Source organism: Campylobacter concisus (assembly GCF_002913545.1).
GTDB lineage: Bacteria > Campylobacterota > Campylobacteria > Campylobacterales > Campylobacteraceae > Campylobacter_A > Campylobacter_A concisus_AV.
The window spans coordinates 33,527-50,502 of the sequence record NZ_PPBR01000012.1 but is presented as its reverse complement, the minus strand read 5'-3'; the positions used below and the strand labels follow the sequence as shown (position 1 = coordinate 50,502).

Here is a 16,976-nt window from a genome sequence, read left to right as displayed (position 1 = left end):
AAAGGAAGCGTAATGGATAAATTACATTTAGAGATCGTAACTCCTCAAGGTCAGATATTTAATGATGACGTGAGTAGTGTAGTGCTTCCAGGTAACGAGGGTGAGTTTGGTGTTTTGCCAAACCACGCCTCATTAATATCTCTTTTAAAAGCAGGTATTATAGATATAGAAGATAAGCATAAAAAGCATGATGTAGTTGCTATTAACTGGGGCTATGCAAAGATCGACGAAGGCAAAGTAGTTATACTAGCTGACGGTGCGGTCTATGTCTCTGGCAATAGCGAAAGTGAGCTTGCAAATTCATTAGAAGCTGCTAGAAATTTGATAGAGAGTATGAGCAGTGATACAAATGCTTTTGCAGCAACTATATCAAAAATGGAAAATGTAGTGAGAGCAAGATAAGTGGGCGGAATAGATATATTTTTAAATTACATTCAAAGAAGTAGTTTTATTACAATTATAGTTTTAACTTGGTTGTCAATATATTTTATAGTTAGTTTTACAATTCTTTTTTCAAGAATGGCTGGCATAGGGGCTTGGCAAAAACGCGAGCAAAATGCACTTGAAGCACTACTTATGGGCGCTAAAAATATACCAAATGACTCATCTTTAAAGAAGTGTGCAAGTGGTAGAATTTCGAAAGAAAAGCTAAATGTTTGCATAAGCATTGCCGAAAAGAATGCTACAAGTGGGCTTACATGGCTTAGCGTAATAGCTTCTACTTCTCCATTTATCGGTCTTTTTGGAACAGTCGTATCTATCTTGGAGACATTTTCACAGCTAGGAAATGGTGCAGGTTCATCTCTTGGAGTTATAGCCCCAGCTATTTCAGAAGCGCTTGTTGCGACAGGTTGTGGAATTTTTGTTGCGATCCCAGCATATACATTTAACTTGCTTATAAAAAGAAAAGCTTACGAATTAATGAGCGTTATCGAGCGTCAAGCTGACGTTATGATAGCACTTAAAAAAGATGACGAGACGTTATAGATGGCTCTTAAATTTGACGACGAAACACCAGAGTTAAACATAACGCCTCTTGTTGATATCATGCTTGTTTTGTTGGCTATTTTAATGGTTACAATGCCAACTATAACATATCAAGAAGATATAACATTGCCAGATGGCTCAAAGGCAAAAACATCTACGTCTAAACAAAAAGATCTTATAGTGTCTATAAATGCACAAGGACAAGTTAGAATAGATCAAAGTACAATGAGTCTTGCTGAACTTCCAGATAACATTGCACTAATGAGTGCAAAATATGACAAAACCTCGCCTATATACATAAAGGCTGATAAAAATTTAAAATACGATGATGTTATGTTTGTATTAAAGACTTTAAAAGGTGCTGGTTTTAATAAAGTAGCTTTAGAGACAAACGGTTAAGATGCCTAATAAAGTTAAATTTCCAACGCTTAGTTCATTTTTTGTAGCGTTTTGCATTTACATTATCATTGTGCTTGCTTTGTTTATAAAGCTTACTTTTTTTAGCGAACCCCCTAAAAAATATACCGATGACAAAGATGCTATTATGGATGTAGTTATGGTTGATAGAGAAGTTGATCAAACCATAAAAGCGCCAAAACAAGCAAAAGAGGTCGTAAAAGAGACAAAACCAGAACCTAAAAAAGAGTCAGAAGAAGATAAACAAGAGACTACAAATAAACCTGTTGTGCCAGATGAGCCACTGCCAACTCCAAGCTTGCCAACTCCTCCAAAAGAAGAGCCAAAGCCTGAGCCTAAAAAACCAGAACCAAAGCCTGAAATCCCAAAACCTAGTGAAGAGCCTAAAGAGGATGTTAAGCCAGAGCCAAAACCTGAGCCTAAACCTACGCCAAAGCCAGTTGAAAAGCCAAAACCAAAAGAGCCAAATATAAAAGATCTCTTTAGTGATATAGACTCGACTAAGCTTAAAAAAGATGATGGTATAAAAAAGGCTGAGAATAAAGTACAAAGCCGCAAAAAAAGCGAGGCTTCTAGCTCAAAAGCTGCAAAAGAGGCTAGCGACATCATCAAGAGCCTAAAGATAGATCAAAATCCAACAGCTCCAAAGTCACAAATGACAGGCACTTATGATCCGTTGATGGGAGCCATAACAAAGCAAATTCAAAGAAGATGGCAAAGCTATAAAGCTGACTCTGCAAATCTTGCCAAAGTAAAAGTCATGATAGATCAGAGTGGAAATTTTAGCTATGAAATTTTAGAGCTATCATATAATGAAGAGTTTAATGCAAAGGTTAGAGAGTGCCTGGAAAAGCTTACTGCAGAGAAATTTCCATTTAATCCAGACAAAAGTACTACTTTTAATTTAAATTTAGAAGATAAAATAAACTAAAATTTATAAATTTACGGAGTAGAGATGAAGAAAATTTTTCTTTTTTTGTGCGTTGCTCTAGGGCTTTATGCTGCTGATGCGACGATATCTGTTATAAACCAAGGTGTTGCTTTGCCAAAGATAGCTTTGCAAGATGCAACTACAGCTGTTAGTGATGCGGGCTTTAAAGATAAATTCTTTAAGATCATGCTAGGTGACTTGAAAGTTAGCTCTGACTTTGAGGTTATCGAAGATCACGTGCCTTCAACCTACGAGGGAACAGCAGCTACAAATACAATGAGCGACAAAGGTGTTGAGCTTATCTTTAGATATGCTCTTGAGGGTTCTATGGGCTCACCTCTTACTTTAAGAGTAAAACTCATCGATGCTAAAACAGCAACTACAAGGTATGAGAAAGTTTATACTATGCCAGATGGCGCAAAGTATCCGTTTTTGGCGCACAAAAGTATAGTTGAGCTAACAAATGAGCTAAATTTACCACCAGTTGGCTGGATGGAGAAATTTATCATCCTAGCAAAATACACTTCAGCTCGCCAAAGCTCTATTATAGTGGCTGATTACACACTTACATATCAAAAGACAATCGTAAGCGGTGGTCTAAACATCTTCCCTAAATGGGCAGGCGCTGATCAAAGTAAATTTTACTATACATCTTATGTAAATAACAGGCCAACTTTGTTTAGATATGATCTAAATTCAGGCACTAAAACAAAGATAATAGATAGTATGGGTATGCTTATAGCATCTGATGTTAGCAAAGATGGAAGTAAAATTCTATTAACTATGGCTCCAAAAGATCAACCAGATATTTTTATCTATAATACAGGTAGCAAAAAATTAACTCAGATCACAAACTATCCAGGCATTGATGTAAATGGAAATTTTGTAGATAATGACAGCAGAATAGTTTTTGTTTCAGATAGACTCGGATATCCAAACATCTTTGCAACACCTGCAACTTCAGGCGGAAGCGTTGAGCAAATGGTGTTTCACGGCAAAAATAACAACTCAGTAAGCACTTTCGAAAACTATGTAGTTTATTCAAGTAGAGAGGCTAGTGGTGGCTTTAATATCTATCTAATCTCAACTCAAACAGATTTTATTCGCCAACTTACAGCAAATGGTAAAAATAACTATCCAAGATTTTCAAGCGATGGTCAAAGTGTTGTTTTTATCAAAGAACTTGGCGGTCAAAGCTCGCTTGGCGTTGTTAGATTAAATGAGAACAGAAGTTTCCAATTTCCACTAAAAGTAGGTAAAATTCAATCTATTGATTGGTAATATTCTGGCAATATTTAAAAAAAATATGTTATAATTCGACCAAATTTTTCAAAAAGGATATGGAATGAAAAAAGTAGTTCTAGCAAGTGTTGCAGTTGCAACTTTATTGTTGAGCGGTTGTAGCTCTAAAAACCCTGAAGTTGATATGAATGCAAATTCAAATCAATCTGCAGATAACTCAGGTAGCATGAGTGATGCTGATAGATTAGCAGCTCTTATCGCTAACATCGAGAGCCAAGTTAAAAGTGTATACTTTGACTTTGATAAATTTAATATCAAAGCTGACCAACAAGGTGTTGTTAGCTCAAATGCATCAGTATTCAACCAAGCTGACGCTCAAGCTCTTTCTATAAAAGTAGAAGGTAACTGCGACGAGTGGGGTACAGATGAGTATAACTATGCTCTTGGTCTAAAACGTGCTAAAAGTGCTAAAGACGCTCTTGTAAGAAATGGCGTTAGCGCTGATAGAATCGCTGTAGTAAGCTTTGGCGAAAGCAACCCAGTTTGTACAGACAAAACAAAAGCTTGCGACGCTCAAAACAGACGTGCAGATTTCAAAGTACTTCCTTAATCTGTAAGTAATAATGAATAAAAAAATAATCATTGCGGCTCTTCTTGGAGCCGCTTTCTCTATAAGTTCAGCTCAAGAAGTTTCAGCATTTGATGCAGGCAATATGGATAGCGCAAATCCATATGGACTAACAGATGATGAAAAAGCAACTCTAAACAACAAAAGAAGTGTTCAAAATATCGAAGAAAATATGGATAATGTTTCAGAACAACTTCAAGGTTTGCAAAGCTTGATCGAGAGCATGAGTGCTAGGATGAATAAACTCGAGCAAAGAATGAACGATATCGAAACCAAAGTCAATGGCGGGATAAGCGATTCTGGTGTAAGTTTGACATCATTAAAAGCTTATATTGATGAGACTAGGGATATACAAGATAAAAACTATAAAAATATTACTGCTGCCTTAAATAAATTAGGCGCGATAATGGATAAAAACGCTGCTCAACCAAAGCAAAATGCAAATCCAAAACAACAAAATAAGCCAACTTCAAATTTTAGTGGCAAAAGCGACAAAGACATTTTAGCTGATGGCATTAAACTTTTAAATTCTGGCAATAGCACAGAAGCAGCTGAATATTTTGAATATTTAAATAAAAAAGGCTATAAAACTGGTGCTTCAAATTATTATCTAGGTGAAGTTGCTTATAGTCAAAAATCATACAGTACAGCCATACAATACTATAAAAAAAGTATACAAAGTGAAGATAAAGCTGATTACACTCCAAAACTTTTGTATCACACAGCTATAAGCTTTGATAAGATCGGTGATACTCAAAGTGCAAATAGGTTTTATAAGGCTTTAAAAGTAGGCTATCCAGATAGCAAAGAAGCTAAAGCCGCTCCTAACAGAAACTAAAATTTACTCTTTTTTAGATATAATCTCACATTAATCAAAACTAAATTCCAAGGAGATTATTGTGAGTAAAGATCAAGTTATAACAATGTTTTATGAGCTAAAAGACGCTAATACTGGCGAAATTTTAGAGTCAAATATGCAAGAAGGTGGTCAAATTTCTTTTATTACAGGACATGGCCACATTATAGAAAAGCTTGAAGAAGAAGTTAGCAAATTAAAATCAGGCGATAAAGCTACTATAAATATCAAAGCAGCTGAAGGTTGTGGCGAATACAATAAAGATGCCATCCAATCACTTCCAAAAGAGCAATTTGCTGGTATAGACCTACATGAAGGCATGGAGCTTTTTGGTCAAAATGAAGATGGCTCAAGCGTTCGCGTCATTGTTAAAGAGATCAAAGATGACGAAGTAACAGTTGATTTTAACCACCCATACGCTGGCAAAGACTTGCTATTTAATGTTGAAATTTTAGAAGTTAGAGACGCAACTGAAGATGAAAAAGCAACTGGCATGGTAGCAGGCGCTCACACTTGCGGTTGTGGAGGACATAATCATGATCACGAGCATGAGTGCTGCGGTGGCCATGGACATGGCGAAGGTGGTTGCGGTTGCGGTGGTCACGGACATCACCACCACTAAGAAGCCAAAATGAAAAAATTTGCTTTTATTTTTGCGGGTCAAGGCTCGCAAAGTGTTGGCATGGGGAAAGATTTTTATGAAAATTTCTCTTCGGCAAAACTTCTATTAAATGACGCTTGCAACGACACAGGCATTGATTTTGAAGAGCTTTTATTTACGCAAAATGACAAGCTAGATAAGACAGAATTTACTCAGCCTGCCATCGTTTTAAACTCGCTTATGAGCTATCTAGCTTTTAGTGAGCGCATAAAAGCTAAGCCAGAATTTAGCTTAGGTCACTCGCTAGGAGAATTTACAGCCCTTGCGGTTAGTGGCGCATTTAGCTTTGTTGAAGCGATTAGACTTGTAAATTTACGTGGTAAATTTATGCAAGAAGCCTGCATTGGCAAAGATGCTGGCATGATGGTAGTGCTAGGTCTTAGCGATGAAGTCGTTGAGGGGATTTGTAAGGAAGCGCAGAAAGAGGGCTTGCAAATTTACGCTGCGAACTACAATTGCGATGGTCAGATAGTTGTAGCTGGCGTGAGGGCCGACCTTGCTAAATACGAAGCAAAATTTAAAGAAGCAGGTGCAAAAAGAGCGATGCTTTTAAATATGTCGGTAGCTAGCCACTGCCCGATACTTGAGCCAGCTAGTGTTAAACTAGCAAACGAGCTTGAGGGCGTTTTGGCTGCGAATTTTGCCCCAGTCGTTTCAAATGTAAATGCAAAAATTTACACTGATAAAAACGAAGCGTTAGTGCTTTTAAAAGAGCAGCTAACGCATCCAGTTCGCTATAAGCAAAGCATCAAAAACTATGAAAACGAGGTTGATTGCTTTATCGAGCTAGGTGCTGCGACACTAAAAGGCATAAACAAAAAGATCACAGAAAAACCGACATACAGCGTCACTGACATGGCGAGCCTTGAAGAGGTTGTGAAGATTTTGGAGGAGAGATGATAGCGATACTTGGAGCGATGCAAGAGGAGATAACGCCGATCCTTGAGATGGTTGGCGAGTATAAAACAACCGAATATGCAAATAATAAATTTTATGAGGCAAACTACAAAGGCAAGGACCTAGTCATCGCCTACTCGAAGATCGGTAAGGTAAATGCGGCGATCACTGCGACCTTGATGATAGAGAAATTTAAGGCTTCAAAACTGCTTTTTACTGGTGTTGCTGGCTCACTTGATGAGAGCTTAAAGATAGGCGATATGCTATATGCCACTAGCCTTGTGCAGCACGACCTTGACATCACGGCTTTTGGACATCCATACGGCTTTGTGCCAGGGACAAGCATCTTTGTAAAAAGCGATGAGAGCCTAAATGAGCTAGCTAAAAATGTCGCTAGCAAAAAGGGCATGAGCCTAAATTCAGGTATCATCGCAACTGGCGATCAGTTCATCTGTGATAACGAGAAAAAAGAGTGGATCAAAAAGATATTTAACGCGAGTGCTACCGAGATGGAGGGTGCGAGCGTTGCGCTAGTTTGCGAGACGCTTGGCGTGCCATTTTTCATCCTTAGAGCCATCAGCGACGGAGCTGGCAATGAGGCTGAATTTGACTTTGATAAATTCTTACAAGACTCAGCAAACGTCAGCGCTAAATTTATCCTAGAAATGGTGGAGAGCTTATGATAGAGCTTAGCAAGAGACTGCTTAGGCAAGTTGGCCAGACAAATGCTAGATACAAGATGATAGAGGGCGGAGATAAGATATTGCTTGGCCTTAGCGGTGGCAAAGATAGTCTCGCGCTCGCTCACGTGCTAAAGCACATCCAAAATGTCACGCCTGAGAAATTTGAGTTTAAGGCGGTGACGCTAAGCTACGGCATGGGCGAGGACTACGCGTATCTTACCAAGCACTGCAACGAGCATGGCATAGAGCACGAGGTGATCGATAGCTCGATATTTGAGATATCAAAGGAGAAGATCCGCAAAAATTCTAGCTTTTGCAGTTTTTTCTCGCGCATGAGAAGGGGTTATCTCTACACCTACGCGCTAAAGCATGGCTTTAACAAGCTTGCGATCGCTCACCACTTGGATGACGCGGCAGAGAGCTTTTTTATGAATTTCACCTACAATGGCGCGCTAAGGACGCTTGCTCCAAAATACAAAGCAAAAAATGGCATCGTCGTGATCAGGCCATTTATCTTTGTGCGTGAGAGACAGCTTCGCGAAAATGCGATCAAAAATGAGCTAAGAGTTGTTGGTGATGAGGCGTGTCCTGCGATGAGATTTGACGTGAAGATGCCACACGCTAGATATGAGACCAAGCAACTTCTAGCAAATTTAGAAAAAGAAAATCCAAAGCTCTTTACATCGCTTAAAGCAGCATTTGAAAACATCCACACAGATACATTTTTTGGCATCAACGAAGGCAGTGAAGAGTAAATTTAACTCTTCATTTTTGCCATTAAAGCTAAATTTAAAACCAAATTTCTTACAACCACTCAAAAGCCACAACTCATTTTGAAGCTGGAACACTCCTTGCTTACTAAATATAAATTTGATAAGCAAGGATGAAAAATGAGCATTTTTAGTGTTAGCACGCAAAAGTATAGCTCAGTAGCTACTGAGGCAAAAGCAAGGAAACTTCAAAAAGAGCAGGCTGAAAGTGCCAAATTTCAAAACGCTCTTGCAAATAATGAAAAAACAAAAGACATTGCACAAAATTTACAAAGACTTGAGCTTACAAAAGATACACAGCAAAGCATTTATAGCGTGAAATTTAAAGATAAAAATGAGCTTGGCTATCAAAGCGACAAGGCTGGCTTTATGGACGCTAACTTTAATAAAGCAGCCGGCTTGCCGCAAGACTTTAAGCTTCACAAAAGCACATTGAAAGAATTTCTAAACTTCGCAACAAAGCAAAATAACATAAATAGCGTCCTTTACAGCAACGCAAGCGGCAAGCTTTTTGACAATGACGTCTTTGAAAATATCGACATAGCAGACACGATAGGTCAGTATTACGCTATCTTTTCTCAGGTAATGGGCAAGAGTTTAAACAAAGATAGTTTTACAGATAGCGACCTAGTAAATTTACCAAAAGGCTACATCTCGCAAGGTATGAAAGGCATTGATTTTAACGCAGATTTAAGCGATAGATCAAATATTGACTTTTTAAATAGTCGCAAAAACGAGGTCGTGACAAACATCTTTAGTAGCGAAGATGAAATGAAGCTCGCATCAAATTTAAGCGAAGATCTAGCAAAGCTAGGCATAAAAACGAACCTAAAAAAGCTAAATTTTGCAAATTTAGAGCAGGAAAACACTGGTGGCTTTAGTCCGGACCTCTCTTACTATAAAACGGAGTCTGGTTATAAAAAAGAGGCTTTGTTTATTAGCTTTTTAAAGTCTGAAAATCCTGCGATCCTAGAGGGCGGAGAGACTGCGCTAAAGCCTGAAGTCTTGCTAAATAACGCTTTTATCGCTGCCCAGACCAAAGATCACAGAAGCAAAAGCTTGAGCGATGTGGCTACTCTTAAAAAGCTAGCAGAAGATAGAGAAAATTTTAAAAATTTAGTGCTTGAGCTACTAAAAAACAGCGCCCTAAAGCCAAGCGAGGATAATATAAATTTAGCCTTTGATGAGCTAAATCAAATTTATGCCCTAGGCAGGCAAAAGTAGCTAAATTTACTAGGTAAATCTTTTCACAAAAAAGACGATATCTTTAGCATGAAGCTAAAAGGATATTAGATGATAAACGCACTTGGTAGCTACCCCTTAAATTTAGAGCAGAACATAAAGGTATCAACCAAAGTTGCCACCAACCAAACGAGCTCTCTAGTTTTAGGCTACAAGGTAGATAAAGATGGCTACTTTACAGATGAGTTTAACAAGCAAGCTGGCATACCAAGTGACTATAAAATTCACTCAAGCACGCTGGAGTCTTTAGTCAGGATAGAGACGCAGCCTGACTATATGCAAAGGACATTTGACAGCATCGATATACTAAAAACCGTAAATAATGCCTACAAAATCCTCTCACAAGTAGTTGGCGAAGACACGCTAAATTCAAAAGATAGCTTTAGCTTAGATGAGATAAGAAATTTCCCTCAAGGCTTTGAGTATAACCGCCAAAGTATGCAAGTAACCAAGATCCATAACTCCATTCATGAATTTGGCTCGGCTGCGGCTGATTTTAACGGCAAAGAGTCAAATAAGCAGATGATAAGCACGCTTTTTTTCAACCCAAGCTTTGATGGCGGAGACGGCAGGCAGCCATTAAAGCCAACAACAGATATCTTTAACAACAACAATGGTGGCAAAGAAAATACGGTCATTGGTGTATTTATGGATCCGCATGGAGAGAAATACACTAATAAAGATGGCTCAATAACTAAAGGCGGACTTTTAGCAGCTGCTATAAATAGCAACCTTGATGTGAGAGAGGGCGAGACAACAGCACAAGGCAAAAGAGAAGGCTATGATAAGAGCGTAGATAGTAAAGAATTTAATAGAGCATTTGAGCTGTTTGATCTAATGGGTGAGATGAAATTTGGACCTGGCTTTATAAATGCTACTGATAATGACATAGCTGGCATGCCTAAATATATGCAAGACTACATCAGATCTAAAAGAGACTTTGTCTATATCGACTTACAAAGTGGCTTTGTCAGCACTCCTGAAGATAGGCGTAGGGGATATGAAGAAGACGAACTCTCATTTAAAAAGATGATGGAGCATAATCTAAAAATGCTAAAGCTACTTTTTGGTGAGATAGATAAAGATGGCAAGAAGAGCAAAGACTTTATGGATAGCTTTTTGAAATTTAGCATGCCACCTTTAAATTTAGTAAAAGAGCTAAATGAAAATCCAGCTGGAAAATATCTAGTAGATATGCTTGGTATAAAAAGAGATGTTGATATAAAGGCGTAAAGGGGAAGTTAAAATGATAACTAGCATAAACGGACTTTAACACACCGATACAAGATAACACTATCCAAAAAGAAAATGTAGCCAAAGAAGGCAAGCAAGATAAAAGCGTCATCGAAGAAAAATTTGACTACTCAAAGTATATGTTTAGACCCTGGACTGATAATGTAAAAGAATTTATTGATATAGACCAAAGTAAAGAGGGCTGGATAACAGATACTATAAATCGAATAGATAATATGCTATCTGATTACCCCATGAAAGAAAGAAGAGCTTTAGCATCAAAATATCCTCCAGAAACTATGGAAGAATTTAGAGTTGGAGAGTTACAAAGCTATATGGATTGGCTACTTACAAACTCTGTTGATGGCAAGCCAACAATAATTGGCTTTATGATTGGTCTTGGCACAGCAGAAGAGGAGGCAGAACTAGAAGCCTTTGTAAAATCATTTCCAGAAGGCACTATGATGAGCAATGATGGTGCTGCATTGTTTGTTAGAGCTGATCTAAGCATAGAAGAGTTTAAAAAGCTTTATAAAGAAGATGTAGAAAAAACTACGAAAGAGCATAAAGAATTTCTAGCCAAACTACACAAAGAAGAACAAGAATACAATGCAAATTTAGCCAAAGAGCAAAGCGAGAAGAAATTTAAACCTATGCAGGTTAAGAAGAAGTATGAGACCTATGATATAAACAAGGATCAAAAATTTCTCTATGCAAGAGAGCTTTTAAATTTCAAAGAAAAAAGAGGCATAGATGTCTTAGAGCTTATGCAAAAGATAGATAAGAAGCAAATTTTAAACAAGATGGCTTGATAAATAAAGCAGAACGACCTTGTCATAGAGTAACTTAGTAGCGACTTGTGCTAGATATAAAGATAAATTTAAACCTTTTTATCGACAACCTTTTTGCCATTTTCTTCAAGTTTTTGCATGATACGAAGCACATCGATACCTCGTTCTCTCTCAAGTTCTTGAAGCTTAAGTAAATATGAAAATTTCTCATCCTTAGTAATGTCATAAGTTTCAGTATTTTTGCTTTCAGCTTGGATAGGAGTAAATTTTTTCTCTTTGGTATCGTCTTTTTCTTCTTCAACGCTCTCTATATCCTGAAGACCTTTTTCATTCATCTCTTTTAGTATATTGACAGCGTTTTTAGCATCTTCGCCAGATAAAGTTATATTAAACCGCTCTTTTAGTGCATATTTAGCCCACTCCTCTTTAAACTCATCAACGCTCATATCGCTATCAAGCAGATCAACAGTCCTTGAGTTTTGCATAAATAGCAACTGGCGATCGCCACGATATTCATTTAAAAATTCATTTACAGTGTATGGGGTATCTCTTAAAATTTTTGGCTTATCATTGTCTGGTTTTGCTTGCTGACCTTGTATGTATTCTACAAATAAACCCTTGCTTTCATTTATGAAATTTTTAAGATCTGATAGCTGCTCACTTGTAAAGTCAGGATCATAGCCTCTGAGCTTTCCTATGATAGTGACTTTTGCTTCATCGCCTTTTGTAAAGCCAGATAGTGGATATATATGTCTATCATAAGCTGCAGCTTGAGCTTTTCTATCAAGCCTTGCATATTTAGGAAAGCTCATACCATATCCCATATCGTTACTAAGTATTTCGTTTATATCGTTAAATTTAAACCCCATCTCACTAGCTATATGCTCTCTAGACAGATAAGGATATGGTGAGCTAGAAATTTGCATTTTACTATCCTTAGTAAATTTTAAATTACTCAACGATTTTTCAAAATTTGTTTGAGTGAAATTTTCTTAGTTTGTAAATCGTCTTTTAAACAATTTAGTTTATATATGATTTATCTCTACACAAAATGCTCCTCTGTTGATAAAAATTTTCGGCACAACTTTTGCTTACTCTTTGAAGCTAAATTTCAAGGAGTAAGCTATGAAAGTCTCTTATAACTCCATCTTAACAAAACAGCACTACCAAAAACATACAAAAAGCGAAGGCTTTGCAAATTTCTTGCCTAACACTCCAAATATAAATTCGATCAGCCAAACCACTATTCCTAAAAATGACTTTGTTTCATCTAGTAGTATCGACTCTCTTTATCAGGCTAAATTTACTTCACAAGAGGGTTATGGATATAGTGTAGATGCTAAAGGATTTATGGGGGCTGACTTTAACAAGGCTGCAGGCTTGCCGCAGGACTTTAAAATTCACAAAAGCACACTTGATGCGATAGTGCTACACAATCAAAAACATCCAAACTATACAAATTTTTCAATGAATACAAAAAAAGATAATGCTCTGTTTGGAGAGGATAGCTTTGCAAATATCGATCTAGCAGATACCATAAAGCAATACTATAAAATTTTTGATCAAATTTCAGCTGGAGTTATTAGCAAGGGTAAAGAGTTTTACTCAAATGAAGATCTAGCAAAGATGCCAAAGGGCTACTTTTCAAAAGATAAAAAAATAGATTATTCCGAATATCTAATGGATAGGATGACTAGCGATGAGATAGATGGGCTAACTGATAGAAGCAATGAAAAGGTAACTCATGTATTTAGAACAGCACAAGATGCAGACGATGCACGTAAATTAATGAATGATCTAAAAGATATAAATGTAGAAGTCAATGGAAATTTCCTTGACTTTTCTCCAGAAGTGATGACAACTGAGCATACTATCCCTTATATGTGGGTTAGTAGTGCTGGATATGACTTTAAACCTGATATGTCTGTATATGACAATGAACAAGGCTATACAAAGGAGCAAATCTTTGTAGCATTTTTAAAAAACGAGCAAGGTCTTGTGCTGCAAGGTGGCACAACAAGGATAACTGACGAGGCTCTTAATGTATATAGAGACACACTCATACTTACAAAACAAGATAGAAGCGAGATGGGCATACCAAAGGCTTATTATGATGAGATACTATCTGGCAAGAAAGATCTAAAAGATATACTAGCTAGGATTTTAAAGCTTAGAAATTTAGAGCTTAAAAAAGATCACACGCTCGAGGGGCTAGCAAGTAAGATAATGGATGTTTTAAAAGAATTTGATGAGAGGACGAAGGTAAAAGCCTAAAGTCCGTCAAGTAAAATCTTATAAAGGCGGTTTATCTCATCGTCGTTTAGCTCGATCGTGCTTTTTGTGTCAAATAAATTTTTGATCTTGCTAGCGTCAAATTCGCTCCTATCAAGGCAGTGCTTGTGAGAGGGCAAAAAGCCACGAGTTAAGCAAAGCTCGCTTTCTATCTCATCGTCGCAGATAAAGCACTCAAGCTCGCTGTGAAGCCTGCCTTCATACTCTAAAATTTTGACGTAGCTTTCGATGATGAGGCGTTTTGGATTTTGCAGCTGCATCTGTTTGGCACAGCGATCAAGCTCGTTAAAGTAAATTTCATCGAGCTGTTCGACCTCTTTTAGATGATCATAAAGTAGGCGCATAAACTGCTGCCAAATGATGAGCTTGTCACGCTCTAGCAGCCATTTAAAGCCAAGATGAAGTATGCTTCTAAGCTTTGGTAGAAATTTCGCCTCTTGCTCGAGCTCAAAGTCGATCTTGTAGCCAGTCATGATGTTTGAGTGTCGTGCGCCAAAAAATCTATACGACTTTACGAGCAAATTTGGCGTTAGCACAAAGACTAAAAGGTCCTCGTCTCTGACCTTTTGCACGCGCAGGATGTAGCCTTGCATCTAGGCAAAAAACTCCCTTATGCGCTCTCTCATCGCTACCATATCTTTGATGAAATTTACATCGTTTCTAAAGGTCGTTGCGCCGTCTATGCCCTTGCTGTACTGGTGGAGGTGCTTTCTAAATATGCAAAGTCCGTGCTCGCCGTAGTGCTCGATCATAGCGTCAAAGTGAGCTAGGATGATTTTTTGCTTTAGCGCCTTATCCACACTGGTTTTGGTCTTTATCTCGTGAAATATCCAAGGGTTGCCGATGCTTGCTCTGCCGATCATTATGGCGTCGCATTTTGTGAAATTTAAAATTTCATCTGCATTTTGTGCGTTTATATCGCCATTTGCGACGACTGGGATTTTTACGCTTGCTTTTACTCTAGCGATCGCTTCGTAATCAACCTTTGCGCTGTATCCGCCAGCTCTGGTGCGCCCATGCACTGCGATATAGTCTGCGCCGGCTTCTTCGCAGGCTTTTGCGATTTTCTCTTCATTTTTGTCGTTAAAGCCAAGTCTAAATTTAACGCTTAGGCTCTTCTTGTTTGAGGCGCTTTTTATGGCTGAGATTATGCTTTGAAGTTTGTCAAGATCATTTAACAAAGCCGATCCCGCGCCTTGTCTAACGACCTTTGGCACGGGGCAGCCGCAGTTTAGATCGAGCCCGTAAATCCCATCAAATTTATTGATTATCTGCACGGCTTTTTTTATATTTTCTATTTCACTACCAGCTATCTGGACGACGTAGGGCTCTTCGTTTGGGGGTTTTTTAAGCATTTCAAGGGTTTTGTCACTGCTCTCATAGACCAAGGCATTTGCGCTGATCATCTCGCTAACAGTGACATCGCAGCCAAATTTCTTGACGACGCTTCGTAACGGTAGGTCAGAAAAGCCAGCAAGTGGCGCTAAGAAAAGTGGCTTTTTACTAAAGTCTATCATTTAAAAAATAGCGAGCTAGGCACCATTTTGCCATTGTCTCGTAAAAATAGTAAAACCTTTATCTCTTTAAACTCATCAGGGTCGCTACCCTCGATGGCTTCTCTTACTTTGTCAAGCATCTGAAGCTCAAATAACGCATATACGTAGGCCTCATCAGCGTCAGCATGGATGCTTTTTAGCTTCTCAAAGATGCCGATAAATGCATCTGGTTTTAGCTTATTTTTAAGCATTATGGCTGCTTTGTCGTATTGTGCTTTTGTCACTTTTGCGTTGTTTAAAAGATCGAAAATTTCATCGCTGCTTAGGTCGATCTCATCATTTACAAAACGCGTGATAATGGTCATTATATCTTCGCTTGCTAACTCTGGATCAATTTTTTTGATCTCGCTAAATGAGGCTGTTTTTATGAGCTTGTTAAAGGCTGCCTTTTTAAGGCTCTCGTTTTGTTCTTGGTTTTTAAGCACGTCAAGATAGTAAGTAGGTAGCTGCTCGATCTTGTTTAGCTCATTTAGGATGTTTAGCTTGCTATCTTTTGCTAGCCTAAATTTCTTTAGATCGACGATCTCTTTGTTTTTTATGCTTTTTATGGTTTGTAAGATGTTGTTTATCTCGCCATCATCAACGCCAACATCTTTAAGCTCGCCTACTGGTGAGATAGAGCGAGTGAGCTGTGAGGCGATCTTGTAAGTGTCGGTTTTAAAGTCTTTGTTGCTCTCAAAGCCAAGAAGTGTCTCTTTTGCAAGGTCTTTGTAGAGCTGGCTATCTTTTTTTATCCATTTTTTATATCTATAAAAGGCGTATCCGTGATATGCGATGTGAAGTAGGGCAAGGAGTGCCAAAAGAGCTACTGGAAGTGCCACCCAGACAGCTACTGGCAAGGTTATGGCTTGACCTAAGAGCTCAAAGGTGAAGTCTGAACTATTAAGAGAATAGGTAAGTCCTGCAACAACTGCTGTATAGATGATGCAGTAGACGAGAAATTTTCTGGTTTTCATATTTTCTCCTTAGTTTTTTGCTGTTTTTTCTATTATCTCACGACAAGCTATGCAGTATTTTGCATGCGGTTTTACTTTTAGGCGAGGGACGCCGATCTCCTCTTCGCACATGTCACAAATTCCATAAGTCTTGTTTGCTATCTTTTCAAGCGCCTCGTCGATCTCGTGAAGCTCAGCTCGTTGCTGGGTTGAGATAGACTGCTCTATAAGCTGGTCGGTATTTACTGAAGCGATGTCAAATTCATCGCTTACGCCACTATCTCTTAAACCGCTTACTTCAACTGATGAGTCATAAATATTTTTTTTGATTTGTAATTTTCGCTCTTCAAGTAGCTTTTTGAAAAAATTTAGCTCGTTTTGAGTCATTTTATATTCCTTTATTTGTGATATGGGTGGTTTGCATTTATGCAAAGCCCTCTAAAAATTTGCTCAAAAAGTACGAGCTTGGCGACTTTGTGCGCCATAGTCATCTTGCTTAAGCTTACGACTTTTTGTGCCTTGTTTTTTAAATTTTGGCTAAGCCCATAAGCTCCACCTATGAAAAAATTGATCTGTGAATTTGAGTTTAAAATTTGAGCAAATTCCTGGCTGTCAAGCTGTGAGCCATTTTCATCAAGCATCACGCAAAAGCCTTTTAAATTTGGCTCGTAAATTTCATCATAAGCTCTTAGCGCATCGCTTCTGCCACTGCTTTGAGCCTTTGCTATCTTTTCATTAAATATGATTTTGTCGTTTATCTTGGCAAATTTTGCACTCATTTTTATATATTCTTGTATCTCGTTTTCAAAGTTGTCACGCGATGATTTTTGAATGCTAAAAACCGAAATTTCCAAA

At 38.0% G+C, this 16,976-nt stretch carries 21 protein-coding genes; 15 read left to right on the top strand and 6 right to left on the bottom strand.

Features of this window, described 5'->3' with window-relative positions; all coding sequences use genetic code 11:
• Positions 1–12: 12 nt before the first annotated feature.
• The 14 genes from atpC to CYP05_RS01190 all read left to right on the top strand — a co-directional run bounded on the left by atpC (position 13) and on the right by CYP05_RS01190 (position 11,359).
• On the top strand, positions 13–402 hold the full coding sequence (gene atpC / locus CYP05_RS01255) for an ATP synthase F1 subunit epsilon (protein WP_103641757.1): 390 nt from the start codon (positions 13–15) through the stop codon (positions 400–402).
• Entirely contained in the window at positions 403–987 is a 585-nt protein-coding gene (locus CYP05_RS01250; RefSeq protein WP_009294341.1) for a MotA/TolQ/ExbB proton channel family protein, read from the top strand.
• On the top strand, positions 988–1,386 hold the full coding sequence (locus CYP05_RS01245) for a biopolymer transporter ExbD (protein WP_002939405.1): 399 nt from the start codon (positions 988–990) through the stop codon (positions 1,384–1,386).
• A 1-nt stretch (position 1,387) separates the two neighbouring features.
• Positions 1,388–2,335, top strand: coding sequence for a TonB C-terminal domain-containing protein (locus CYP05_RS01240; RefSeq protein WP_002939376.1), 948 nt, complete (start codon positions 1,388–1,390; stop codon positions 2,333–2,335).
• A 24-nt stretch (positions 2,336–2,359) separates the two neighbouring features.
• Positions 2,360–3,616: a Tol-Pal system protein TolB gene (gene tolB / locus CYP05_RS01235; RefSeq protein WP_103636621.1), complete on the top strand. Its 1,257-nt coding sequence runs from the start codon at positions 2,360–2,362 to the stop codon at positions 3,614–3,616.
• A 64-nt stretch (positions 3,617–3,680) separates the two neighbouring features.
• Positions 3,681–4,187, top strand: coding sequence for an OmpA family protein (locus tag CYP05_RS01230; protein WP_002939415.1), 507 nt, complete (start codon positions 3,681–3,683; stop codon positions 4,185–4,187).
• Positions 4,188–4,200: 13 nt separating this feature from the next.
• The gene (locus tag CYP05_RS01225) at positions 4,201–5,043 is read left to right on the top strand and encodes a tetratricopeptide repeat protein (protein WP_103641756.1); all 843 of its coding nucleotides are present in this window, start codon (positions 4,201–4,203) and stop codon (positions 5,041–5,043) included.
• 55 nt (positions 5,044–5,098) lie between these two features.
• On the top strand, positions 5,099–5,683 hold the full coding sequence (locus CYP05_RS01220; RefSeq protein ID WP_258031484.1) for an FKBP-type peptidyl-prolyl cis-trans isomerase: 585 nt from the start codon (positions 5,099–5,101) through the stop codon (positions 5,681–5,683).
• Between the two features lie 9 nt (positions 5,684–5,692).
• Entirely contained in the window at positions 5,693–6,622 is a 930-nt protein-coding gene (gene fabD, locus CYP05_RS01215) for an ACP S-malonyltransferase (protein ID WP_103641754.1), read from the top strand.
• The gene (locus CYP05_RS01210) at positions 6,619–7,302 is read left to right on the top strand and encodes a 5'-methylthioadenosine/adenosylhomocysteine nucleosidase (protein WP_021093455.1); all 684 of its coding nucleotides are present in this window, start codon (positions 6,619–6,621) and stop codon (positions 7,300–7,302) included. The genes fabD and CYP05_RS01210 overlap by 4 nt, the downstream gene beginning before the upstream one ends.
• Positions 7,299–8,057 carry a tRNA 2-thiocytidine biosynthesis TtcA family protein gene (locus CYP05_RS01205; RefSeq protein WP_002939418.1) on the top strand — a complete coding sequence of 253 codons (759 nt, stop codon included), beginning with the start codon at positions 7,299–7,301 and terminating at the stop codon, positions 8,055–8,057. Before CYP05_RS01210 ends, CYP05_RS01205 begins: the two co-directional genes overlap by 4 nt.
• Before the next feature lie 135 nt (positions 8,058–8,192).
• Positions 8,193–9,296, top strand: a complete 1,104-nt coding sequence (locus tag CYP05_RS01200) for a Cj0814 family flagellar-dependent secreted protein (RefSeq protein ID WP_103641753.1) — start codon at positions 8,193–8,195, stop codon at positions 9,294–9,296.
• A gap of 69 nt (positions 9,297–9,365) precedes the next feature.
• A complete protein-coding gene (locus tag CYP05_RS01195; RefSeq protein WP_103641752.1) occupies positions 9,366–10,547 on the top strand; it encodes a Cj0814 family flagellar-dependent secreted protein in 1,182 nt (393 codons plus the stop codon).
• Between the two features lie 140 nt (positions 10,548–10,687).
• Complete coding sequence (locus CYP05_RS01190; RefSeq protein ID WP_258031483.1) at positions 10,688–11,359, top strand: cell surface protein; 672 nt, start codon at positions 10,688–10,690, stop codon at positions 11,357–11,359.
• Between the two features lie 68 nt (positions 11,360–11,427).
• On the opposite strand, the gene CYP05_RS01185 is transcribed toward CYP05_RS01190, so the two are convergent.
• Positions 11,428–12,264 carry a polyribonucleotide nucleotidyltransferase gene (locus tag CYP05_RS01185; protein WP_103641751.1) on the bottom strand — a complete coding sequence of 279 codons (837 nt, stop codon included), beginning with the start codon at positions 12,262–12,264 and terminating at the stop codon, positions 11,428–11,430.
• Positions 12,265–12,463: 199 nt separating this feature from the next.
• Between CYP05_RS01185 and CYP05_RS01180 the strand changes: the two genes are divergently transcribed.
• On the top strand, positions 12,464–13,612 hold the full coding sequence (locus tag CYP05_RS01180) for a Cj0814 family flagellar-dependent secreted protein (protein ID WP_103641750.1): 1,149 nt from the start codon (positions 12,464–12,466) through the stop codon (positions 13,610–13,612).
• Here CYP05_RS01180 and recO read toward each other — a convergent pair.
• The 5 genes from recO to CYP05_RS01155 are packed head-to-tail and all read right to left on the bottom strand — an operon-like array spanning position 13,609 to position 16,975.
• Positions 13,609–14,223, bottom strand: coding sequence for a recombination protein RecO (gene recO / locus CYP05_RS01175; RefSeq protein WP_103641749.1), 615 nt, complete (start codon positions 14,221–14,223; stop codon positions 13,609–13,611). The genes CYP05_RS01180 and recO overlap by 4 nt on opposite strands.
• Positions 14,224–15,147 carry a tRNA dihydrouridine synthase gene (locus CYP05_RS01170; protein WP_103641748.1) on the bottom strand — a complete coding sequence of 308 codons (924 nt, stop codon included), beginning with the start codon at positions 15,145–15,147 and terminating at the stop codon, positions 14,224–14,226.
• On the bottom strand, positions 15,144–16,142 hold the full coding sequence (locus tag CYP05_RS01165) for a hypothetical protein (RefSeq protein WP_021087570.1): 999 nt from the start codon (positions 16,140–16,142) through the stop codon (positions 15,144–15,146). The genes CYP05_RS01170 and CYP05_RS01165 overlap by 4 nt, the downstream gene beginning before the upstream one ends.
• Positions 16,143–16,151: 9 nt before the next feature.
• Positions 16,152–16,508 (bottom strand): RNA polymerase-binding protein DksA, encoded by a 357-nt coding sequence (gene dksA, locus CYP05_RS01160; RefSeq protein ID WP_103580980.1) that lies wholly within the window; start codon positions 16,506–16,508, stop codon positions 16,152–16,154.
• A gap of 11 nt (positions 16,509–16,519) precedes the next feature.
• A complete protein-coding gene (locus tag CYP05_RS01155) occupies positions 16,520–16,975 on the bottom strand; it encodes a 23S rRNA (pseudouridine(1915)-N(3))-methyltransferase RlmH (protein ID WP_009294328.1) in 456 nt (151 codons plus the stop codon).
• Between the last annotated feature and the right edge of the window lies 1 nt (position 16,976).